At 32.7% G+C, this 24,939-nt stretch carries 18 protein-coding genes; 7 read left to right on the top strand and 11 right to left on the bottom strand.

Annotation, left to right across the window (positions count from 1 at the left end; genetic code table 11):
* Nucleotides 1-105: 105 nt before the first annotated feature.
* Nucleotides 106-1,404: a tetratricopeptide repeat protein gene (locus IPK88_04665; GenBank protein ID MBK8242697.1), complete on the top strand. Its 1,299-nt coding sequence runs from the start codon at nt 106-108 to the stop codon at nt 1,402-1,404.
* Between the two features lie 81 nt (nt 1,405-1,485).
* Here the strand turns inward: IPK88_04665 and IPK88_04670 are convergent, their stop codons facing one another.
* The 10 genes from IPK88_04670 to IPK88_04715 form a co-directional block, all read right to left on the bottom strand.
* On the bottom strand, nt 1,486-3,366 hold the full coding sequence (locus tag IPK88_04670) for a hypothetical protein (GenBank protein ID MBK8242698.1): 1,881 nt from the start codon (nt 3,364-3,366) through the stop codon (nt 1,486-1,488).
* A gap of 141 nt (nt 3,367-3,507) precedes the next feature.
* Nucleotides 3,508-4,806 carry a hypothetical protein gene (locus IPK88_04675; GenBank protein ID MBK8242699.1) on the bottom strand — a complete coding sequence of 433 codons (1,299 nt, stop codon included), beginning with the start codon at nt 4,804-4,806 and terminating at the stop codon, nt 3,508-3,510.
* Between the two features lie 95 nt (nt 4,807-4,901).
* Nucleotides 4,902-7,142, bottom strand: coding sequence for a T9SS type A sorting domain-containing protein (locus IPK88_04680; protein MBK8242700.1), 2,241 nt, complete (start codon nt 7,140-7,142; stop codon nt 4,902-4,904).
* Nucleotides 7,143-7,237: 95 nt separating this feature from the next.
* Complete coding sequence (locus tag IPK88_04685; protein ID MBK8242701.1) at nt 7,238-9,475, bottom strand: T9SS type A sorting domain-containing protein; 2,238 nt, start codon at nt 9,473-9,475, stop codon at nt 7,238-7,240.
* A 160-nt stretch (nt 9,476-9,635) separates the two neighbouring features.
* Nucleotides 9,636-10,991 (bottom strand): hypothetical protein, encoded by a 1,356-nt coding sequence (locus tag IPK88_04690; protein MBK8242702.1) that lies wholly within the window; start codon nt 10,989-10,991, stop codon nt 9,636-9,638.
* A 386-nt stretch (nt 10,992-11,377) separates the two neighbouring features.
* Nucleotides 11,378-11,842, bottom strand: coding sequence for a DUF1573 domain-containing protein (locus IPK88_04695; protein ID MBK8242703.1), 465 nt, complete (start codon nt 11,840-11,842; stop codon nt 11,378-11,380).
* 71 nt (nt 11,843-11,913) lie between these two features.
* Complete coding sequence (locus IPK88_04700) at nt 11,914-13,938, bottom strand: OmpA family protein (GenBank protein MBK8242704.1); 2,025 nt, start codon at nt 13,936-13,938, stop codon at nt 11,914-11,916.
* A gap of 28 nt (nt 13,939-13,966) precedes the next feature.
* Nucleotides 13,967-14,989 carry a PorP/SprF family type IX secretion system membrane protein gene (locus IPK88_04705; protein ID MBK8242705.1) on the bottom strand — a complete coding sequence of 341 codons (1,023 nt, stop codon included), beginning with the start codon at nt 14,987-14,989 and terminating at the stop codon, nt 13,967-13,969.
* A 117-nt stretch (nt 14,990-15,106) separates the two neighbouring features.
* Nucleotides 15,107-15,451: a hypothetical protein gene (locus IPK88_04710; GenBank protein MBK8242706.1), complete on the bottom strand. Its 345-nt coding sequence runs from the start codon at nt 15,449-15,451 to the stop codon at nt 15,107-15,109.
* 131 nt (nt 15,452-15,582) lie between these two features.
* Nucleotides 15,583-16,722: a glycosyltransferase family 4 protein gene (locus IPK88_04715; GenBank protein MBK8242707.1), complete on the bottom strand. Its 1,140-nt coding sequence runs from the start codon at nt 16,720-16,722 to the stop codon at nt 15,583-15,585.
* Nucleotides 16,723-16,872: 150 nt separating this feature from the next.
* Between IPK88_04715 and IPK88_04720 the strand changes: the two genes are divergently transcribed.
* The 6 genes from IPK88_04720 to IPK88_04745 all read left to right on the top strand — a co-directional run bounded on the left by IPK88_04720 (nt 16,873) and on the right by IPK88_04745 (nt 24,416).
* Nucleotides 16,873-17,706: a formate/nitrite transporter family protein gene (locus IPK88_04720; protein MBK8242708.1), complete on the top strand. Its 834-nt coding sequence runs from the start codon at nt 16,873-16,875 to the stop codon at nt 17,704-17,706.
* Between the two features lie 94 nt (nt 17,707-17,800).
* Complete coding sequence (locus tag IPK88_04725; protein ID MBK8242709.1) at nt 17,801-18,868, top strand: alkane 1-monooxygenase; 1,068 nt, start codon at nt 17,801-17,803, stop codon at nt 18,866-18,868.
* A 120-nt stretch (nt 18,869-18,988) separates the two neighbouring features.
* Nucleotides 18,989-19,954 (top strand): MBL fold metallo-hydrolase, encoded by a 966-nt coding sequence (locus tag IPK88_04730; GenBank protein ID MBK8242710.1) that lies wholly within the window; start codon nt 18,989-18,991, stop codon nt 19,952-19,954.
* A 160-nt stretch (nt 19,955-20,114) separates the two neighbouring features.
* Nucleotides 20,115-20,645 (top strand): DinB family protein, encoded by a 531-nt coding sequence (locus IPK88_04735; protein ID MBK8242711.1) that lies wholly within the window; start codon nt 20,115-20,117, stop codon nt 20,643-20,645.
* Nucleotides 20,646-20,750: 105 nt separating this feature from the next.
* Entirely contained in the window at nt 20,751-23,249 is a 2,499-nt protein-coding gene (locus IPK88_04740; GenBank protein MBK8242712.1) for a cation-translocating P-type ATPase, read from the top strand.
* Between the two features lie 333 nt (nt 23,250-23,582).
* Nucleotides 23,583-24,416, top strand: a complete 834-nt coding sequence (locus IPK88_04745) for a universal stress protein (protein ID MBK8242713.1) — start codon at nt 23,583-23,585, stop codon at nt 24,414-24,416.
* Nucleotides 24,417-24,450: 34 nt separating this feature from the next.
* On the opposite strand, the gene IPK88_04750 is transcribed toward IPK88_04745, so the two are convergent.
* A complete protein-coding gene (locus tag IPK88_04750; GenBank protein ID MBK8242714.1) occupies nt 24,451-24,915 on the bottom strand; it encodes a hypothetical protein in 465 nt (154 codons plus the stop codon).
* Nucleotides 24,916-24,939: the final 24 nt, after the last annotated feature.

Here is a 24,939-nt window from a genome sequence, read left to right on the forward strand (position 1 = left end):
ATGCGAATCAACATTTATATAAATTACTTTTTTTTCTTTGTTTGCCTTTTCGGACCCATAATAATTTTCAGCCAGAGCAGAAACTTAGAGATTAGGGATAGTTTATTGGAACAATTAAAATTACAAATCAAGCCTGAAGAACAATTTGAAATTTTAACAGAAGTCTGTAATACTTATGTTTATACCAGTCAAAGCGATAGTATTTTTTATTACAGTAATCAAATGAAAGAACTGGCTCAAAGATTAAAGTGCGATTCACTATATGGTACTGCTCTTGCTTATGAAGGATGCGCTTTTTCCATGACAAAAGAAACAGACACAGCTATTTCTAGATATTTTGAAAGTCTGAGCATTCTTGAAAAAGGTAATTATTATTATAGAAAAAGTTTTGTCCTAAAACAAATAGCATTTGTATTTAGAGATCTAAAAGATTATACTTCTTCCCTTGCATATTTAAATAAAGCCAAAATATATTTACCTGACGGTATATTACCCAATCGGGTATATACTAATCTTGCCGATGCATATATTGGTATAATGGAAATTGATTCAGCTTTAATATATGCACAAAAGGCACATCGCATAACCAATAAGCACGAAGATTCCTATGGATATTGCAGAAGTCTCTATTTGTTAGGTATTATTTATATCGAAAAACAATTCCCTGATTTAGGTTTAACTTATTTAAATGAATGTCTAAAATTTAGTCGTGATCAACAGATTGTTCCAACACAAATTACATCCTTGGCAAAAATGGCTCAATATGAATTAAAACAACAACATTTTGCGATAGCTAAATCTTATGCACTACAATCCGTTGCCATATCCAAACAACAAATGCAAAAATCATCTTTATTAGAAGATTATCACGTATTAGCGGATATCTATATTAAAGAAAACAAAAAAGATAGCTTTTTATTTTACCAACAATTAAAATCTCAATTAGAACAATCTTTTGAAGCGGAATCTTTTGTAAATAATTTACAACAACACAAAATAAATCAATTTTTATTAGAGCAAGAACAAACAACAAAAAATCAAAAGGCTGCATTAGCTTACAAACAAAAAGTCCAATACAGTTTGATTCTTCTGATTATCATCTGTCTGTTAGCATTTATCATGATCTTCTCCAGTACTTTTTTAGCTAATATGAAAGTTATAAGTTTTATGTCGACACTTATTATATTATCTAGTTTTGAATTTATAAGTCTTTTGTTTCATCCTATCCTGGAAGAAATAACACATCATTCCCCATGGCAAATGTTGCTGATGCTTTCTTTAATGGCTATAATATTTATCCCCGCTAAACAAAAATTGGAAGAATATATGAATAGAATATTCGAAGCCAGGATTAGATCAGCTAAACTTAAATATGCGCAAAAGTATATGAATGAAATGAATTAAATGCTAACTTATTTTGAAATATTCATTTTAATGATAAACAAAACATAACTAAAATATCAATTAAATGAATAAGGTTGAATTTTAGTTCCTAATAAATTTAATAGTAACAATTCCTTTTAAAGTGCATCCATTTTGTTGAGATATCCACTGGAACACATAAATACCATATTTACTTACACTAACCGAAGTATTTGGATCATTCATGTTCGCAAACGTCGCTCGTCCTGGTCCACTTAATTTTTGCCAGTAACCCATTCCTTTTGCTGACAGATTAGTTTTAAGGCCCAGCTCACTTTTATTTATACCAGCAATATCTTTAATACCTATTCCAAATTTAACATCTAAACAAGTGGTATCGCTTTTACCACAATTCGTTTCATATGAAGCGCATACCTTACCGTCTAATCCTGATGGATTATTCCATAATACACAGATCTGGTCTGTTAAAAAAGGATTGGGTGTCAGAATGGTTCCACCTACTACATTCCAGGAAAATAAAGCCGAATTCTGCGGTGCATCTAACAATTGAATACAACTCGTATCCAACGGGCATAACAGTTGAAAACCTTTAAGTTTCGCAGTTGGATGAGTTGCAAATTCATTTTCATTTAAATTTTCACAAAATTCAAATACACATTTTTTTTCTATGATCCCTAATTTTGTGTTTACTGTGATCTCCAAACAATAATCACCCTTTTTATCTACTTGAAGTATTTCACTGGTTCCAATATTTATTCTGGTCTTTTCCTTTTTTTCAAACCATTGATAGATAAATTCATAGGATTCACCTCCACCACAACTCTTAGTCCTATTAATTACTCTAGGAACAATTTCTACTTTGTCCCCAATACAATCTTCTCTGAAACTAACACCAAAATCCAAAAAAATTGCAGTTAATTTATAGCTACTATCACAATGATATGGAAGGGTAGACTTTGGTAATAAAATTTCTTCATCATTTTGACATGAATTAAAAACTTGTTTCGTTGTTGGATCAATATAGACATCAGCAGCATCGCAAGCTATATGATAAATAGTCGGTGGATCAGGAACAGGTAAAGTAATATCATAACAAATTATAGAATCTAACAGGCATCCAAATTTTGTGATTTGAAAGGTGTCACATGGTTTATTTCTTATAATTTCTGCACATTTTGGAATTTGTAGTACTGGATAGTTTAATGCTCTTGATTCAATCGTAACGCATTCTGGTCCTATTGAATCACAAATATTTCCTGAATAAGGATTACCATTGTATGCCGTAACACATAATTGAAAACTTTCTACTTGTTGAAAAGTATAATCTATGTTATCATTATTACCAGAAAGTTTTACCCCATCTACTGTCCACACATACGTTGGTTCGCAGCCATTATTTTGTGCTGTTACTTTATAATTTTCTGGACATCCTTTATAAACTTCTATTCTACCATCCATATCATTATTAATTTTACCCAATGGACTCAATTTTGGAGCAGAGCCTCCGGATGTATGAATGATAAAATCACAAATATCTCCATCACACCCTTCAATATACAAATAATAAGTTTTGCAGGCTGTTAAACTTTCAGTTATCTGATAAGTTCCTTTTTTAATACATTTTGGAGTTGGCCTGGTATCTGTTTTAAAATCACATTCACAACCTCCAAGCAATCCAATTTTAATTCCATCACCCGTTCCTTGACAACTGATGATCTCAACATCTATTGTAATGAAACCACCATCACAAACAAATGCCCACCAACCTGCTTTATATGCTGGACCAATAAATGGGTAAAAGGGAGTGCAATCGACTGGACTATTATCCGGATTGCTGCATTGATATCCATTTAAGTCGTCGAGTGAACAAAATATTTTTGCGTCTTTACATTGGTTTGAACCTGAAAAAGGTAGACATTGTGAAATTAATAGACTGGAAGTTTTGAATAATAAAAAGCATAAAAAAAATAGCGTATTCTTCATGTTCATAGGGTTTAGATTAGAGAATAGAATTAATTAATACACTAAGATATCAAAATTTCATAAAATTCAAGTTTTTTATAATAAATCTTACTTACGCTATCCATCCTTAATCAGGTGAAGATTGACGTCTATGGAATCCTGTTAAGCCCTTATAAATTTAAGAGTGACCAAGCCCTGCATTAAACAATCATTCTTTTGAGATTTCCACGAAAGCACATAAATCCCATATTTACTTACACTAATTTTAGAATTAGGATCATTGATATTACTAAAATTGGCTTTCCCAGGGCCACTTATTTTTTGCCACTTTCCAATAGGAATTATAGCGCTGAGTGAAGTACTAAGACCGCTTATTGTTTTATTTTGTCCTGCTATATCTTTCACACCCAATCCAAACATTACATCCTTACAAAAGGTCTGGCTCTGACCACAGTCTGTTTGATAATCCACACACACTTTTCCATTTTCGCCATTTTGTTGATTCCATATAATGCATACGCTATTCATTAATTCAGGATTCTGTGTGATGATAGTACCACCAGTGGTATGCCATCTAAAGAATTTTACTGACTGAGGATCATCTAGATTTATTTCAGCACAACTTGTGTCGAATGCACATAATAATTGATTGGTAATAAGTTTTGGAGTTTGATTATTTGTCTCCTTTCTTACGTGAATGGTTGAACATTCAGGGCCATATTGATCACATGTCGAACCAGAAAATGGGTTATCAATATATGCAGTGACGCACAGTTGAAAATCTCCTTCATCCGGAAAATCCAATAAAATTACATTGCTATCATTTCCCACAACATTTCCATCAAGGGTCCATTCAAATACTGTCTTACAATTACAATCAGGATAATTAATAAAAAATTCTTGATTAGTTACACCAGCACAAACTGGAATGTTTCGATCCAAATCATCATTTATCCTTTTAAAGTTCGCATTACATTCCCGAGGAGATGTCATAATGGAAATGGTATAATCACAAATGGCACCATTACACCCGTTGATATAGAAATAATAAACTTTGCACTTTTGCAACATGGCACTTATTGATACCTGTCCCTGACTAGAACAGTTCTCATTGCATGCAATAATATCATTACATTGATTGTCACCCCAAAGTCCCATCTGAATACCAGCGCCATTAACAGAACAATTATTAAATGTAACGGTAAAAGTGGCTTGTGTGTTAAATGAGGTAAAAGCCCACCATTGCGTATTCGTGGATGTTCCACCAGAAGGACATAATGGACTACATCCAAACGGACTTACAAAAGACGTATTAGAACATGTATAACCATTCAGGTATTCAAGAGAACAAAGCACATTGGCATCTTCTATTTTATCAGCACTTGGAGGTGTACATTGGCTCCATGTATAAACATAATTTCCCAAAAAAAATATTAATGAACTAAGAAATAACTTTAACATATCATTTTTCGGATGACTTATAATGATTAATTATCCAATTATATTCATTTAATATTTTTGGACTTATCTGGAATGAATTTATCAATAGTTAAATTTCAATCTGTAATTACTATCCGTTCACTGATTACATCATGTTCCGTTTGTATCGTTAGAAAATAAATTCCACTTGATGCATTCATAAGTAATTCATAAGATAGACTTTCAGTTCCTATACTATAATTGGATTTTGCAACGATCTTTCCTGAGAGATCGATCAATGAAACTTTAGCGGTTTGATTTACAGTAGAACTTAATTGTAAGATTAAAGTTTGGTTTTTAATTTGTTTTGAAATGTGATACTGAAATGATTGAGGTGAAATTATTTCATCTGGATCATATTTTAGAAAGGATTCATTTTGATTTTTAAATCTACCCTTGAATTCTGAACGAATAAAACGAATCGTAACATATCCTATAGTCGTACATCCCAATGACTTAACGGTCCACGCCAAGGTGTATATTCCATATTTACTTACCTTAACTTCTGTTATTGGATTAAAGGGATCATTGTAAGTGACGAATCCAGGACCACTAACTTTTCTCCAAACACCTCCAGGTAATATTGCCTCAAGATTTGAGGTAAGGCCTTTGACCGTTTTACTGGATCCAGCTATTTCTCTAATTGAAGTACCTACCGTTATATCAATACAGGATGTTTGACTATTGTCACACAAAGTCTTATAATATACACATGCCTTCCCTTTTTGTCCTGGTGGCAAATTCCATACAACACAAATCGAGCTATCTTGAGTTGGGTTTGGATTTATGATCGTACCTCCTGTAATATCCCATTCATAACCCTGAATTAGTCCTGAATAAGCTGGTCTGAATGTGATGCAACTGGTATCATTAGAACACACCGTTTTGTAAGCACTAAATTTTCCTGTAGGTTTGATATAAATACTTTCATCAAGATTCTCACAATAGTCGAAAAAACAAGTCTTGGTTAGTGGGCCCAAGGTTGTTATTAATTCGATCTCTAGACAATAATCATTTTTTTGAATTGCGGTATAGTATTCATCTGTACTAATACTCGTTTTATTGGTATCCTGCTTTAAATACCATTTGTATCTATATTCAAAAATTTCGTTACTACCACACGTTATTGCTTTATTTAAAATTCGAGGTTGAATGATAATTTTTCCATCTTGACAATCTTCTCTAAACGTAACTTCTTGATTTAGAAAAATAGCTGTCAATTCATAAGTACTGTCACACTTGTAAGGGTAAGATGATTTTTTAATTAGAATTGGTGTTTCGATTTGACATGTTTTAAAAACTTTACGTGAAGTTGGGTCAATAAAAACATCTGCGGAATTGCATCCGATATGGTATATTTTTGGAATAATTGGTACTGGAAGTATTTGGAATTGAACTACGGAATCAAAATAACAAGTCTGTTTATCACATAACTTTGTTTTATACACTCCAGAATTAATAATATATTGGTCATGCCATTTATAGGGTATACTTTCTGGACATAAATACCTTATACCACTTGTTTTGTCTGGAATTTGTCTTACTTGAATTGTTGCACATTCAGGACCTTCCTGATCGCATATTGCTCCCGATTGAGGATTTCCAATATAAGCAGTAACACACAGTTGAAAATCACCTTCTTCTGGAAATCTGGTTTCGATACTATTTTCATGTGCACCAAGTGGTATACCATTTATGGTCCATTCATAATTTGGCGTACATCCATTGCTTTGATGTTTTACATAAAAATGATGAAAGTCACATGTTCGACAAACAGGTATGATTCGATCAGCATCGTCATTTATTTTTCCAAGGGGAAATAAGTTGGGTGTATTGCCCCCCGAAGTCTGAATAGTATAATCACAGACATCTCCATTGCAACCATCAACGAATAAATAATATGTTTTACAGGGGTTCAATGTTGCAGAAATAGAATACGTTCCTGGCCCATTACATAATTTATTACAAGCCAAGGATTCAGAGCAGATACAATTACCAGACAAACCAAATTCCATTCCTATAGCACCTGTTGTATTGGTACAATTGGATATGGTTAAACTAATAGTTACGTTACCCCCTTCACTAATAAATGCCCACCACTCGATGTTTTCAGGTGCTCCGCCTGAAGGGCATATTGGCATACATCCTGCTGTATTGGATGCCGAACTAAGTCTACATGTAAACCCATTTAATTCAGTCAATGAACATAATACTTTTGCATCCTCACAATTCGTTTCACTTGCAGGTGTACATTGACTCCAACAAATGACTTGAAATCCTAAAACGAATATACATGAAATATAAAATGACTTTAACATATTAATTTATGACTGATTTATTTTGAACCATTATCCAATTATTTTCATTCAATATTTTTGGACTTATCTGGAATGAATTTATCAATAGTTAAATTTCAATCTGTAATTACTATCCGTTCACTGATTACATCATGTTCCGTTTGTATCGTTAGAAAATAAATTCCACTTGATGTGTTCGTCAGTAATTCGTAAGATTGACTTTCAGTTCCTATACTATAATTGGATTGTGCAACGATCTTTCCTGAGAGATCGATCAATGAAACTTTAGCAGACTGATTTACATTAGAACTTAATTGTAAGCTTAAAGATTGGTTTTTAATTTGCTTTGAAATTTGATACTGGATGGAATGTGGCAATATCTTTTCATCTGGATCATATTTTAGAAAAGATTCGTTTTGATTTTTTAATCTACCCTTGAATTCTGAACGAATAAAACGAATCGTAATATATCCTACTGTGGTGCATCCCAATGACTTTACTGTCCAGGACAAGGTATAAATCCCATATTTACTAACCCTAACATCTATATTTGGATTAAACGGATCACTAAAAGTGACGAATCCAGGTCCATTAACTTTTCTCCAAGTACCTCCTGGTAATAGAGCTTCAAGATTTGAAGTAAGTCCTTTGACCGTTTTACTAGGTCCCGCTATCTCTCTAATTGATGTACCAACATTTACATCTATACATGATGTTTGACTATTGTCACACAAGGTCTTATAATAAACACATGCCTTCCCTTTTTGTCCTGGTGGAAGATTCCAAACAACACAAATGGAGCTATCTTGCGAAGGGTTCGGATTTATGATCGTTCCGCCTGTAATATCCCATTCATATCCAAGAATAATACCTGAATATGCAGGTTTGAAAGTAATGCAACTTGTATCATTAGAACACACCGTTTTGTAAGCACTAAATTTTCCTGTAGGTTTAATATAAATACTTTCATCAAGATTCTCACAATAATCAAAGAAACAAGTTTTGGTTAGTGGACCCAAGGTTGTTATTAATTCGATCTCTAGACAATAATCATTTTTTTGAATTGCGGTATAGTATTCATCTGTACCAATACTCATTTTATTGGTATCCTGCTTTAAATACCATTTGTATCTATATTCAAAAATTTCATTTCCACCACAAGTAATGGCCTTATTTAAAATACGCGGTTGAATGATAATTTTTCCATCTTGACAATCTTCCCTAAACGTAACTTCATGATCTAAAAAAATGGCTGTCAATTCATAGGTACTGTCACACTTATAAGGAGAGGACGATTTTTTAATTAAAATTGATTTTCTGATTTGGCAAGTATTAAATATTTTTCGGGAACTCTGATCTATATAAATGTCATTAGGATTACATCCTATGTGATAAATATCTTGAATTATAGGGAGAGGAAGTATTTTGAATTCAACTACAGAATCATAATAACAAAATTGTTTATCATATAACTCCTTTTTATATATTCCTGGATTGTTTATGTATTGGTCATGCCATTTAAATGGAATATTATTAGGACATAAAGATCTTGTGGCACCTATTTTGTCCGCAATTTGTCTTATTTGAATTGTTGCACATTCAGGCCCTTCTTGATCACAAATAGATCCAGACTGCGGATTACCAACATAAGCAGTAACACATAATTGAAAATCACCTTCTTCTGGAAACATTGTTTCTATATAATACTCATGCTCATCAAGTGTTACACCATCCAATGTCCATTCATAAGTTGGTCTGCACCCATTGCTTTGTTCATTAACTTTATAAGATTGAAATTTACTATGTCTACAAACTGGTATGATTCGATCTGTATCGTCATTAATTTTTCCAAGAGGGCTAAGATTTGGTGCATTCCCTCCAGTAGTGTGAATTGTATAATCACATACATCCCCGTCACAACCATCAACGAATAAATAATAGGTTTTACAGGGGATCAAAGTTGCAGAAATAGAATACGTTCCTGGCCCATTACAAAGTTTATTACAAGCCACGGATTCAGAGCAGTTACAATTACCAGACAAACCAAATTCCATTCCTGTTGCACCAGTTGTATTGGTACAATTAGATATCGTTAAACTTATAGTTACGTTACCACCATCACTAGTAAATGCCCACCATTCGATGTTTTCAGGTGTTCCGCCTGAAGGGCATATTGGCATACATCCAGTAGTATTGGATACCGAACTAAGTGTGCAGGAAAACCCATTTAATTCTGTTAGTGAACACAAAACTGGTGCATCTTCACAATTAGTATGGCTTGGTGGTGTACATTGGCTACTCAATCTGTGATTTACAGTTAAAATCAATGTAAAAAGAATGATGACTATTTTCATAGAGCAGCATTTGAATTTTCTAAAAAAAAAAAGAATTGCATCTATAAAGACACTAACTAAACGCTATTCGCTGTATAGTACAACAAATATATCCATTATAATACAAAAAAAATCCCCTACCAATGACTTGATAGGGGATCAATAACTATTATCCTATTAATTATCTCAATGAATTAATATTTTTTCCAACTGAAATACCTTGTTTTTCACCAGCTTCAAGACTGAAACGATAGTGAATTCCACCAAATAAACTAGCATCAGAAACTTCTTTAGACATGTGTTGAAATGATTTGAAAGATCGAGGTGAACCGTCAATATCTTTTCTATATTCATACGTTCTATCCGTAAATGCATAACTATATCCAAATAAATTTCCAAGTACTTCAACTGCTGCTGATGCAATGGCTGATGGACTAGAAGAATATTCAGGTGTAGGTGTAGCATTGACTAATGCTATAAATTCATTATCAATGTTTGATTTGATATAAGATTCTGGACGTACTGTATTGTATTTGTATTTTGTTTTCCATGCCATTACTGTTGCATCATGTAACGTGATACCTAATTTCATAAAAGCATAAGCACAAAATCCTAAATCTTTTCCTTCTTCTTTTAGAACTTGTGCCAATACAGACATCATATGTCCTGCTGGTGTTATGCTATGCTCTTGCTCGTCATTCCAAAAACGAACCATAACTTCTTCTTCCTTGGTCAAATTTTCTACTTTGTTTCTTACGTCAACTGCATAAGCATACATAACTGAAGTCTTATCATTACTGTATTCCGGAGGAGCAATCATATCAGTCTCCTGAATTGAATAACTTAGAAAAGTTCTTACATTTCCCCAATAAGGTTGAAGTGGTTTTTTAATTTGATTGTTTAATGGTACCCATAAACCTTGACCGTTTGGTGTTTTGTAAGAATCCGGATAATTATTTAAGAAAGCTTCTGCTTGTCCGTCAGTTTCTGCATATTTAATTAATGCTTCAGCATGACCTTTTCCGTAAGTCAAAGAGTTTGATATAACATCTGTAGTTAAACCCTTAGAATAAACATCCAAATTATTTTGATGTAATTTATCAATTAATGATAAACTTGCAGGAGAAGAATTTCTGTAGAAGTATTTATAAAGTTTATACATCCCTTCATTCAATGAAAGATTCAAGGAAATTTCACCTACTTGTTTGGTGTTAGGCATGGTTCCACGATTAAACCCATTTAATTTACCTTGCATACTGTTGTATTCTGGCATACCCGGTACCAATAATTCATACATTCCTAAACTCAAATATGCGAATGTACGTGCAGCAACAGGTGAGGTATAACCTGGAGCCTCTTTAGTCAATGTTAAAGACAATACTACCCAATCAGTAGCAAGTTTACCATTTTCTGATTTCAAATCCGTCGTCGTAGTTATCGAATTATTATCATTTTTAATGCAGGAGGATAAAAAAACGATACTAGCTGCTAAAGCTAAGAACGATTTTTTTACAGTTAAATAATGAAAAGACCTCATAATTTTAGATTTTATAGTTTTCAAAAATTCTTATCTAAAAAATTGCTAAAACCAATATTCTAATTTTAGCAATATGATTGAGGACTCTAGATCGTGAAGATCTAAAAGCAAAGGGAAGAATACAGCACGAAGATAATTTGATATTCCAATTTGACCTAATTTATTTCATGATTTTTATAAAATTCAGGGTAATCCCTGATTAAATTTAATTTTTTTAAATTGAATAATTTTAAATATATAATAGGTTGAAATTAAACAATTTAACAGTAAAATTAGGCATTTTTTAGAACAACAATGACGACCGTAAAAGGATCATCAATTGAAGAAATATTAACTATAATAATATATAAACTAGCATTATATGTATTATAAAAATATTTAATATGTTATTTGATTACCTGGAGGTGAAATTTAGTTGAATTATTTACGGGTATCGTGTTGGCAAGGATATCTATATCCACTATTTGAGGCCCATTTTTGCCTTTTGAATTGTATTTAATGTTAATCGGTGATCTTGCACCTTTCTTAATGGGTAGTCTACTGTAGTCCAGTGTTGTACATTCACACGCTGTCATTAATTCAATGATTAAATCTCCCGGTCCTTCATTGGTAAAAAAAATAACCCTTTCAATGATTTCTCCTTCTTTAATCTCCCCAAAATGATAGCTTGCCGAATCAAAAACCATTTTTGCCGACTTCCCCATCGTATCCGGTGGCTCTTTCAATCGGGCCTCTTGAATATCTTTGGAAGCTTCTGGATGCTTAATCGTACTGCTATATTGAGCGCATGATTCCAAAATAAAACCATGCACTATGATTCCAATAAAAAAAATTAGATTCCTTATGTTCATATCTTTCATTCAGAAAATAAAAAAGCCGACCATGAGAACAGTCGGCTTTATCAAATGTTGGCTTCAGCCAATTATTTTTTGGAAGCTTTTCCCTTTTTGTTAAGGACTTCTTTTCGCACTTCTATAGATGTAGGTCCTTCAAGTATTTTGAATTCTGTACGTCTGTTAAATCGATGTTCATCATCTGTACAATCTTCACCATTGGAACAATTATTCAATATAACAGTCTCTCCATACCCCTTAGCCTGAATTCTCTTACTGTCAATACCCTTATTAATGAGCCATCTACGGGCTGAATTGGCACGACGCAAAGACAATTTTTGATTGTAGTCATCATCACCTCTTGAATCTGTATGAGACCCTAATTCAATAACCATTTCAGGATATTTTACCATAAGCTCTAGGATCGCATTAAGATCTTTCTCAGCATCAGGTAAGATTTTATCATCATCATAATTGTAATAAATATTACTGAGCCGAATGGGTTCATTAATTGTAATAATTTCTACATCCGATTCTGGTGGCATCATTTTTAAAACAAAATCGCGATTTAGAACCTGATCTTGGGTAATACCCACAGTATTCAATTGGATTTCAGCCGGGAAATACCCATCCTTACTTACGACAATTTTGTATGCTTTATCTTTAGACAAAGAATAACTAACCTGATTTCCTTCTTGATTTGATTTAGTCTGAATATTTCCATCAGTTCCAACATTCAGCTCCACTAATTGCGCAACGATTCCCTTTAGTGATTTGTTTTTATCATCTTTTGCAAAGGCATTTAGTTCTATGACCAATTTACGTTTAGTCACACTATATATATCATCACAGCAGGTTTTTCCCTTTAAAGATTTGGATTCCGGATCTGCTCGATTAGATACCAAAAACCCTTTCTCCCCATCTGCTGCTATCTTGTAATAGATATCATCTGTGCATGAATTATATGGAAGACCCATATTAGTAGGAACCGACCATTCAGATCCATTCCAATTGCTTACGAATATATCCAAACCCCCTATTCCAGGCCAACCCTCACTACTGAAGTACAATTTACCATCTACGTAATAAGGTGTAAATTCATCAGCGGCAGTATTGATAGAGCCCGCATTAATAGGTGCACTATATTCTGTCTCACTCATTTTATTGGCATAATATATATCAAATCCACCTTTACCTCCGGGAATATTAGATGAAAAGAAAAGTACTCTATTTCCAAATAAATCGCCTTCTACGGGATGTCTGGCCATAAATTCACCATTGACTCCAGTAACTTCCAGTGCCGGACTCCAATCTGATGCGGTTTTAGTGGATGCGAATATTTTACTTTCATCCATATGTCCTCCTTCAGATAAGGTCCTTGTAAAAAACATCATATTTCCGTCTTTTGAAAAACTTACGTTAGACGTATGATATCCCTCGCGATTAATTAGCTCTGGCATTTCTTCTGCCTTACTCCATCCTTTTCCTTCTGTATAGGTCGAGCTATACAGTTTACTAAAATGCACCCCTCCATTCTCCTTTGTCTCTTTAGCATCAAGTGATCCAAAATAAAGTTTGCCCTCTGAATCTAATGACGGGCTGCTTTGTGATTCTGGATTGTTCACCTGATTTCCTGCATTTTTTACGACAATAGCTACATTTTCTTTCATGGTCCCCAAAAGTTCGATACCCTTTAGTTCGATTTCTGCTTGTGCTTTAAGTTCCATATTGGTACCATTGGCAATATAATTATTGAATTCTGCTGCCGCTTCAGTATATTGAGCATTCATTTTGAGTGCCTTGCCATATAAAAATCGCTCTTCGATATATTTATTAGCTTTATCTCTGGCTAATACCTGTGCAAATTTTGTTGCCGATTTACCATAATCTCTAAGTAAAAAATGAGTTCTAGCAATCTTAACAGCAACATCTTTATCCTTAACCTCTTTATATGATTTCTCATATTGTTCAAGGGCATTATAGTATTGACCTTTCTCAATTTGCTCATCTCCGGATTTAATGAGAGCCGCTGGTGTGTTGCCATTTGCTGGCTGAGCCCACATTGAACCCAAAAAACAAAATGAAACGAAACCGAGTAATATTATTTTTCTCATGGTAAACATACTTTTTATAACTAACAAACTAGAACCTTGGACAGAATACGCGTGGTTTTGGATTTGGTTTTTTAACCACAGTGCCTATGTAACATACTCCTAATTCAAGAGCACCTACACCTTTGGGACTTTGAGCTAATTTTTGAGAACTTAGCGTTTGGTCATACCCAATTTGAACTTTTACCTTTTTGATATCAACCCCAAACATAACTTGTAAGGCGTCTCCAATTCGGTAACCTAATCCTGCATTAAGGCGAATGCCCTTTTCTACATTAAACAAGTAGCTTGCCATACATTGAGGCACTATCGTATTGAAGGATTTAACATTTCTCACCCATAACATGGGTGTAAGGTCCAATTTTTCAGAATAATGGTATTGATAACCTAAGTTAGCTGTCAATAGACTTCCTAATTTATTGATGGATTGCCCACTAGATAAAGTTACTTTTGGATTATTTATCCGGGCAGCGGAAACACCTATTTTTAACTGATGCTTTCTGGCTGTTACACTTGCCGTATAATTCAATCCTATAGAAATATCAGTATAGTTAGCTTTATCTTGTAGTTTAGCCAAATCCGCAGCACCACCTCCTGCAGTTATTAATTCCGCCTCGTTTTTCCCTAAATCTTTGTTTTTGATATTATAACCCACACCCCCATATTGGACCCCAAGAGCGAGGTCACTACCTTTTCTTAGTCCTAAATGGTAAGCACCCTGGGCAATAAAACTTCCTGAACCAAGTCCAATAACACCAGATCTATCTTGCAAAAAATTCATTCCAAATCCTACCCAATCCTTTTTTCTAAGACCCCAATTAAAGGTTGCATCCAAATAAAAATTGAGGGTACTGAAATCAGAACCAAAGCCATCTACTGAAAAAGCCTGGTCGCGATATAAACCACCGACCCTAAATGATCCTGGAAAACCACCTACATTAGCAGGGTTTACATGTAATGGGGTAAGTTCAAATTGTGTAAAATGAATATCTTGAGCACTGAGCCCAAAAACACAAAAAAAACTAAGAATAATCGTTTGTAAAGGTAACTTCATAACTCTTTGTCTAATTAAAGGCGAAATATACAGTTTTTCTATATTAATTAGTTACATCTAACACCAAAATGACAATTTTAACTTTTTTGATCTAAGGTAAGATACCAATAGGATGAATCAATTCTCGTCAACTTGAAGTATATGAAGGATACGATGAACCAATGGTGCAAAAAAGATAGCTGTTATACTCAGAAAGGCAACTCCACTATACAATGCATAAAAGGAAGAAAATAATTTAGCACCATTGGATTTCATTTCTACTACTGGTCCCATTCCTGTTAAAATCATTGCCGTCATATGGAAACTATCCAACCAACCAATATCAGCCAAATAATGATATCCAAAAATACCAATGGCAATGGATAAAGTTAACAAAATAAGAGTTAATGAAATATAGATGAATACCCTCTTAATAAATCTTGGAACGGATGCCACTTTCTCATTCTTATTTTCAAATTTCATAGATTCATCCATTTTTTAATTCCAAAATTACTGTCAATTGATATATGATTTAAAGCTAATTTTTTTATATGTATATTTTAAAATAACCCTATCAAAAATTTCGTTCCGTCACGTTTTACTTTTTATTTACATCAAAATATAGATCTACTACAACTAAAATCTTGCATCATTCGGTAGAAAATTAATTCCGCAGTTTGATCCCATGAAAATTGCTTTCGATGAATTCTTCCCTGTTCAATCCGCTTTTCCAAGAGGGGATCATGAATGACTTGCGACATAGCCTCTGAAATAGAAATATACTCATCCGGATTAATCAAATACGCACCAGGCCCACCTACTTCAGGTAACGAAAATCGATCGGAAACAATTACCGGAACATCACAAAACAAAGCTTCAGCTATTGGAACCCCAAATCCCTCTAAGAAAGAAGGACAAATGGCAGCTGTAGCAGCTCCGGTTATCTTCACTAGCGTTTCCGTAGCCATATAATCACAAAAAATAATATCACTTTTGTATCTTGAACTTTCGTAAGCTTCTGAAATCTTTTCAGAATACCATGCCATTCTTCCTACTAATACTAATTTATGAGAAGTTTTGTCCTTTTGTTTAAAATGATCAAATGCACGAATAAGTTGATCCACATTTTTTCGAGGATGCATGGCACCGACAAATAAAAAATAATCTCTTCCACCGGTATAATCATCCCTTATTTTTTGTTTTTGGTCTTCATCAATTGGAACAAAGGAATCTCTACAACCATTATAGGCCACACTAACATGAGCACTATTTAAAGTGATGTGTCGAATAATGTCTTGTTTAGTTGCATTGGAAACCGCAAAAACATGACTGGCCTTATTCAGGTATTTAGGAACAAAATATTTATAAAAATGACGTGCGGCAAATTTAATTTGCTTAGGATAGTGTAGATAAGCCAAATCATGCATGACAAGATATTGTGGAGTGGTAGACCTTAGACTACAGTATCCATCTAAACTTAAAAACATGTCAACATCCAGCTTCTTCAATAAAGCCGGGAGTCTCCATTCGAACCAAATATACCAAAGTATTGGATGTCTTGCCGGGGGTTGAAGGACAACTGGAATAACATTACTTCCAAAAATAAATTCTTCTGAATAAGTTCGGTCAAAAATAAAAATAAACTCATGCTCCGGATGTTCTTTTGTCATCCGACGCAATACCTCAAAGGAATACCATCCAATTCCTTCAAGTTTTCCGGATAATAAAAACCGCGCATTGACTGCTATTCGCAAAATGGATATTCTTTTATAATAATTAAACTCAAAATTACATGATTATTCGAGCAATTGTAATAATGTTATTTTATCCAATAAAAAATAATTAAACTTTAAAATGCATATATTGCACTTAGAAAGATGACTTATTGAATTAATTTAAAGCCTATGAAGGAAATTTTTGGTTTTGATGCCTTTTCTCCAGCTGAGATTGCAGAAAGAGTAGAAAACTTAGGCGTGGTCAAAGCTAGATTACCCATAATTTCTATGATCATGCTTGGTATACTCGCTGGTGCTTTTATCGGCTTGGGAGCAATGTATTCAGTAGTTATTACATCAGATCATCTCTTGAGTTTTGGGATTAGCAGATTGCTTGGCGGTCTTGTATTTTCTTTAGGATTAGTATTAGTTGTTGTAGCTGGAGCGGAATTGTTTACTGGAAATATTCTATTGGTTATGGCATGGACTGATGGAAAAATATCCTTTAATGAAGTTCTTAAAAACTGGGTGGTGGTATGTATTTCAAACTTTATTGGAGCTTTTGGACTAGCACTTATTGTTTATTTATCGCGCCATCCACAATTGAATGATGGTAGCATCGCCGAGCAATATATTAAATTTGCATCTACTAAGTGTAATATTTCATTTCAACAAGCTTTTTTCAGTGGCTTAATGTGCAATGTACTTGTTTGTTTAGCTGTTTGGATGGCACAGGCCGGTCGAAGTGTAATGGATAAGATTATTGTAATTTTGTTTCCCGTAAGTGCTTTTGTTGCTGCAGGATTTGAGCACAGTATTGCCAATATGTACATCATTCCAATGGGATTATTTTTAAAATACTTTGAATCATTTCCTGGCACTGAACTGATTTCGTGGTCAGGTTTTTTTGCAAATCTATGTCCGGTAATTTTAGGCAATTTAATTGGCGGCAGCCTTTTTGTAGCACTCATCTATCATATCATTTATGGCAGACAAAAAACTAAATTAAATGATACAAAATAATTTTAATAAAATATGACTAAAAACAAAACTTGTAATCTAAATTATGAATAGTCTAGATTCCAAATCCACTTTTAAAATGATTTAACGATCTAATATGATAAAGAAAAACTTTAAATATCTTTTAGTTTATATAACACCAATTATAATAATCACTTCCATCTATTTGGGTGGTCTGTGGTCATATCTAACTTTAGTTTATGTTTTTATAATGATTCCAACAATCGAATTATTTTTTAAAGGTACTTCGAAAAACATGAATGCATTAGATGAAGAAGTAGCTGTTAAAGATAAATTTTATGATTATATTCTTTACAGTTTAGTTCCCATTCAGTTTGGTATCTTCATCTATTTTTTATTTCGTATTGCTGATCCGTTTCCACAATTTTATGAAAAAATAGGCATGATGATTTCATTTGGTATTTCTTGTGGTGCATTAGGCATCAACGCAGCTCATGAATTGGGTCACAGAAATACATGGTACGAACAATTCATGAGTAAAATGCTATTATCTACAAGTCAATATATGCATTTTTTCATAGAGCATAATCGGGGTCATCATAAATATGTATCTACTGAAGAAGATCCCGCTACTGGTCGATACGGTGAAACCTTATATGGATTTTTCATTCGATCCATCAGAGACAGTTGGATATCTGCTTGGAAATTAGAATACATTCGACTCCAAAAATTAAATAAACCATTTATAAGTTATTATAATGAAATGTTACAATTTCAGATCGTCCAACTTGTCATGATCTTCAGCATAGGTTTTATTTTTGGAATACAGGTACTCCTATTTTATCTTGGAGGAGCTACTATTGGCTTCTTGCTTTTAGAATCCATCAATTATATTGAACACTATGGCTTGAAAAGAAAAAAAATAAATGCTACTTATTATGAGCAAACACTACCTATACATTCATGGAACTCGAATCATTCTTTGGGCAGAATTTTACTTCTAGAAGTGACGAGGCATTCCGACCATCATTATTCCACACAACGGAAATACCAAACACTTCGACATTTCGATGAGAGTCCACAATTGCCAACAGGATATCCAGGTATGATGTTATTGGCTTTTTTACCACCGCTTTGGTTTAAAGTAATGCATAAACAAATAGAAATGTATAAAACTACTGTCCATGGGACTGCTTTGGATTAACAGAAGAAATCAAAATGTAATCCAGAAATGAGTTTTTAAAAAATGAAAAGCTAATTTTTTATATTGATTTATATTGATTTATATTCATTTACAAAAAAAATATTATTTAAAGCCCAATTCATGAAAGGTTATTTTTCTATAATTCTATTATTCTCATTTGTATCATGTCATAATAATATGAATATGAAAAAATTGAGAATGGGTCAAGGTTTAGAAATGGAAAAAGCGTATCTAATGATTCTTGGTACCGTCCAAGATGCTGGATCTCCTCACATAGCTTGTAAGAAAGATTGTTGTCGCAAACTATTTTCAAATCCTGATCCAAATAGAAAAGTAGTTTCACTTGGCCTTATTGATTCTGAACATCATAAGAAATACTTGATCGAGGCAACACCGGATATTGCGGTTCAAATGAAAAGACTTTCTAATCATTATAACTCATCCTCATTAGAAATTCCAGATGGCGTATTTTTAACACATGCACATATTGGACACTATACAGGATTGATGTATTTTGGAAAAGAAGCCATGAATGCAGATAAACTTAATGTGTATGCGATGCCTCGAATGAAAACATTTCTTGAACAAAATGGACCTTGGAGTCAACTGGTGAATTATCAAAATATAAATATTCATCCATTGACGAATCAAGAAGAAGTTCGATTAACTCCCAATATTTCTATCAAACCTATTTTGGTTCCTCATAGGGATGAATATTCAGAGACAGTCGCCTACTTGATTGCTGGACCATCTAAAAAAATTCTTTTTATTCCTGATATTGATAAATGGTCGAAATGGAATCTCGATATTATTCATCTGATTACTCTGGTAGACTATGCATTCATAGATGGCACTTTTTATGATGGCAACGAATTAAAAAACAGAAGTATGTCTGAGATTCCGCATCCTTTTATTGTAGAAAGCATGGAACTATTTAAACATTTATCTCCTGTTGAAAAAAGCAAAATCTACTTTATACATTTAAATCATACCAACCCTATCTTAATGACGAATAGCCAACAATCTAACACAATCCTTAAAAATGGATTTAATGTAGCACGTATGGGTCAAATTATAAAATTATAAGCTAACTAATCAATTTGTTTAACCAAGAGAAACTATGAATTCATATTGATCTTTTGGATGAAAAAGATTATCTTTGTATATATTCCTAATATTTTGAATAACATTTTAAAAGGGCGAATCTCCAATTTATCATAATGATGTAAAATTAATTATTTAATTTATGAATAAAATAAAAATAATTGAAAAATTAAAAGAAAATTATTCACTTTTTAGTGCTTATATCCATTCCCTATCTTCAGATGAGTATATGTTTTCATATATGGATAAATGGACTGGAGGACAACAATTGGACCACATTTACAGAAGCACCAAACCATTAGCTCGAATATTAATATTACCAAAATTTATCTTAAAGGGGTTATTTGGTGTAGCAAATAGACCATCGAAATCATATGAGGATTTAGTAAAAAAATATCATTCCAAATTAGCTGAAGGTGGAAGAGCTTCTGGCCCATTTGTTCCCAATACAAAAACTACTAACGAAAATTTAAAACTCCAAAATAAAATTCAATTTGTGCTTGATCAATTAATTAAAAGTATCCAAAAATATTCAGAACAGGAACTAGATCAAACAATTCTTCCTCATCCTTTACTTGGAAAAATTACACTGAGAGAAATGTTGTATTTCACCATATATCATGTTGAACATCATCATCATTTAACTAAAAACAATTTAAGCTTTCACAAATAATGCCTTAGATTTTTTAGATTAACACATTTATTTTCCTTTATTTTACTACAAATAACATGATATGACAAATCCAATTTATTCTCATAAGTTAAAATCATTCAAAAAATGATTACAAATCATTTCGATGTACAGGGATTGTCAGATTTAGAAGTCATTGAATCAAGAAAAAAATTTGGACAAAATAGATTAAATTATAAAAAAACGAATACTGTATTAGAGGCCATTAAAAATCTCATACGTGAGCCCATGATTCTTTTATTATTGGTGGCAGCTTCGATATACTTTATCAGTGGTAAAATATCAGACGGAATTTTTATGGCCACAGCCATTGTCCTTGTTGCCACGATATCATTGTACCAAGATTCAAGAAGTAGAAATGCTTTAGAGAAATTAAAACAATTTACACAAAATAAATGTACTGTTATTAGAAACGGTAACAAAATAGATATCAATACTGAAGATATTGTTTTAGGTGATGTATTAATAGCTGAAGAAGGATCATCTATTTCTGCAGACGGGACCATCATTCAATCCAATGACTTCTCCGTTAATGAATCCATATTAACTGGTGAATCTTACGCTGTATTTAAAGATCAAAAATCAATCGATAATCAAATTTTCTTAGGAACTACTGTTTCCAGTGGTTTAGCTATTGCAACAATTACTGCAATCGGCAATGAAACTAAATTAGGAAAAATCGGAAAATGCCTTGAAGATATTGATGAACAAGCGACACCTTTAGAAATACAAATTAGTCAGTTTGTTAAAAAAATGGTTTATGCTGGTGCACTAGTCTTTGTTTTAGTTTGGGGGATTAATTATTTTCATACCCGTTTAATTTTAAGCAGTTTAATCAAAGCTTTAACACTGGCCATGAGTATTTTGCCTGAAGAAATACCTGTTGCCTTTACCACATTTATGGCATTGGGAGCATGGCGATTAATGAAAATGGGTATTATCGTTAAGCAAATGAAAACCGTTGAAACACTTGGAAGTGCAACTGTAATTTGTACGGATAAAACCGGAACAATTACAGAAAACAGAATGAGTTTAGTAAAGTTATTTGCCTTTGAAACAAACGGTGTTTTTAATATAGAAGACATTATGTCTAAAGAAGCAAGCGCACTGATCAAATTAGCTATGTGGGCCAGTGAACCTATTCCTTTTGATCCAATGGAAGTAGCGATTCATAATGCTTACGATCAATACATCATACCCGATGAAAGAAAAAATTATAAAATTATACATGAATATCCACTGAGTGGTAAACCTCCAATGATGACTCATCTATTTGAAAATCATGCAGGTCATCGTATTATTGCTATTAAAGGTGCACCTGAAGCATTAATAAATATCTCCAAATTATCAGCCCAAGATATACAACTCATTGAAAAAATAATGTTGGATTTCGCTTCAGAAGGCTATCGAATTTTAGCTATTGGTGAAAGTAATTTTGATGGTAACCAATTTCCGAAAACGCAACAAGAATTTAATGTAACTTTTAAAGGACTTGTGGCATTCTACGATCCACCTAAAAAAAATATTAACTACGTATTACAACAATTCTATGATGCCGGAATATCTGTCAAAATAGTTACTGGCGACAATCCTATTACAACAACTTCAATAGCCAAACAAATAGGTTTCAAAGGATTTGATAAAAACTTAACAGGTGATGAATTAATGAAGTTATCAGACATCGATCTACAAAAAAGAGTTACAGATACAAATTTGTTTACAAGGATGTTTCCGGAAGCTAAATTAAGAATCATCAATGCACTCAAATCTAATAATGAAATAGTCGCCATGACAGGCGATGGGGTAAATGATGGCCCGGCCCTTAAAGCTGCACATATTGGCATTGCCATGGGAAAAAAAGGAAGTGAGATTGCCAAACAAGCTGCTTCGTTAATTTTACTAGAAGATGATTTATCAAAAATGGTAGATGCTATAGGTATGGGTCGTAAAATTTATTCTAATTTGAAGAAAGCTATACAATATATAATTTCCATTCATATCCCCATTATATTAACTGTCTTTATTCCGCTTATTCTTGGCTGGGTATATCCCAATATATTTTCTCCAATTCACGTCATATTTTTAGAATTAATTATGGGCCCAACTTGTTCTATAATATACGAAAATGAACCTATGGAAAAAAATACCTTATTGCAAAAACCCCGACCTTATTCCAATACATTTTTTAATTGGAATGAACTTTACACAAGTATTTTACAAGGATTGATGATTACCATTGGGACTTTATTCATTTATCAATATGCCATTTATCATGGATTCAATGAAACAATGACCAGAAGTATGGTATTCACTACACTTATATCGGCCAACATTTTACTGACTTTAATTAATCGATCCTTTTATTATTCCATTCTAACAACCTTGCGATATAAAAATAACTTGGTCCTTTATATAATCTTGATAACCGTTGGCCTTTTGGGAATGTTAATTTATATAAAACCACTAGCTCAATTGTTTGAATTTGAAGCCTTGAATTTCATTCAATTAATCTTTAGCATTGGGACTGGATTTGCATCAGTTATATGGTATGAAGTCATTAAATGGAAAAATAGAAAAATGAATTGATGATTATTTTTAAACCATACCTATTGTTAAATTATTAATAGAATTAGTTTAATTAAATTAACTTCTATCATTAATATTCTAACTGTTTTGTTGAATAACTAAAATTCAATTTATATCCTGGACATTGATTACATCCTAGGTTGTTCCAGCTAGTTAAATAATGATATCAAACACCTATTTATATGATCAATATCAGTTATTTTGCAATTAAAGTATAAGAACTTTGCTCTGTTGGGATGATTTCAAGTTTTCTCACCATTAATTATTTTTATTTAATTTTTGGACAAGCTTTATGTCCTGGAAATAAATTTATGTCAATTAACTTTATAGAGTATGAATAAGATACTAGCAACTACGGATCTTTCAACAAACTCAAAAGCGGGTTTAAGGTTTGCAATGCAATTAGCTGATCAGTTGAAGTGCGAATTAATATTCTATTATGCCATTGAAGTTCTAAAACCAATATCCTGGAGTTCTCAAAAATATGATTCCTACTTAAATCTCGAAAAAGAGTCATATAAACCCTTACTTGAAAAATTCATTATTGAATTATATGCTAAAAGTGGCTTAAAACCAGTAAAATATACATGTATCGTAGAAACAGGAGAATTCTTTGATAAAATGGTTGTTAATTTAGGAAAAAAAACTAAAGCTGATTTTATATGTCTAAGCACAAGAGGTGCTGGGTTAATCAAAGAAATTTTCGGGTCTAATACATCAGATCTAATTGAAATTTCTCCAATTCCAATTTTTGTTATTCCGAGTAATTATCGTGTTAAACCTATAACTAAAATAACCTATGCCTCCGACTTAGAACAATTAAATGTTGAACTTAAGTTAGTTGAAAAACTAAACAACCAATTAAAAACCTCACTGGATGTCGTTCATTTCCAAAATATATCTGAATTTGAAACCAATAAATTAAAATTTGAACAATTGGCTGCTAAACATGAACAGGAAAACATTACTTTTTACTTTAAAATTTATGAACTCGATTTCTCAATGAGTGATCAACTTCAATCCTTCAGTAAAAAAACTAAATCATCCTTATTGGTTTTATTCACCAAAGCGCATAAAAATTGGATCCAAAAGTTCTTCAATGCAAGTAACGCTTCACAACTGACCTATGATGGCAAGATCCCATTACTTGTATTTCACAAACCATAGATCGTTCAATTTACTCTAAAATATATAAATATTGTTAGAGTTTATCCAAAGAATTCATGATATCAATTGCAGCTTTTTCAGCTTCTTTATCATTATCATCAAAAGTGATGGCTAGAAAAAAATTGGTATGTGATTTAGGATCTCCAAGACCTGCAAAAATGATCCTAAAACCATCTTTAAATCCCTCTACATAATATCCTTCTAAACCATTTACGGTAACTTTAGTAGCTTCATCAATTTCAGTCATTTCAATAGCCGTTGCACCCGCAATTGTCGCATCATCGAGATCATCGATTGCTACATTTTCTTCAAATATATTCATAGTCAAATCCATTCCAACGCCTTTCATCTCAAAATTGTGGTCATCATTTTTCTTGACTCTAAAATCATTTGGAACGGTTAACTGAACCTTATAATAATCCCAAACATAGGTCTTTTGGGCATTGATATTAGTAATAAAAAATAAGATGAAAAGTATTGAACCTAATGCTTTTTTCATAAATATGTTGTTTTTAATCATTTA

This window comes from Candidatus Defluviibacterium haderslevense, from assembly GCA_016712225.1.
In the GTDB taxonomy this organism is placed as follows: Bacteria; Bacteroidota; Bacteroidia; order Chitinophagales; family Saprospiraceae; genus Vicinibacter; species Vicinibacter haderslevensis.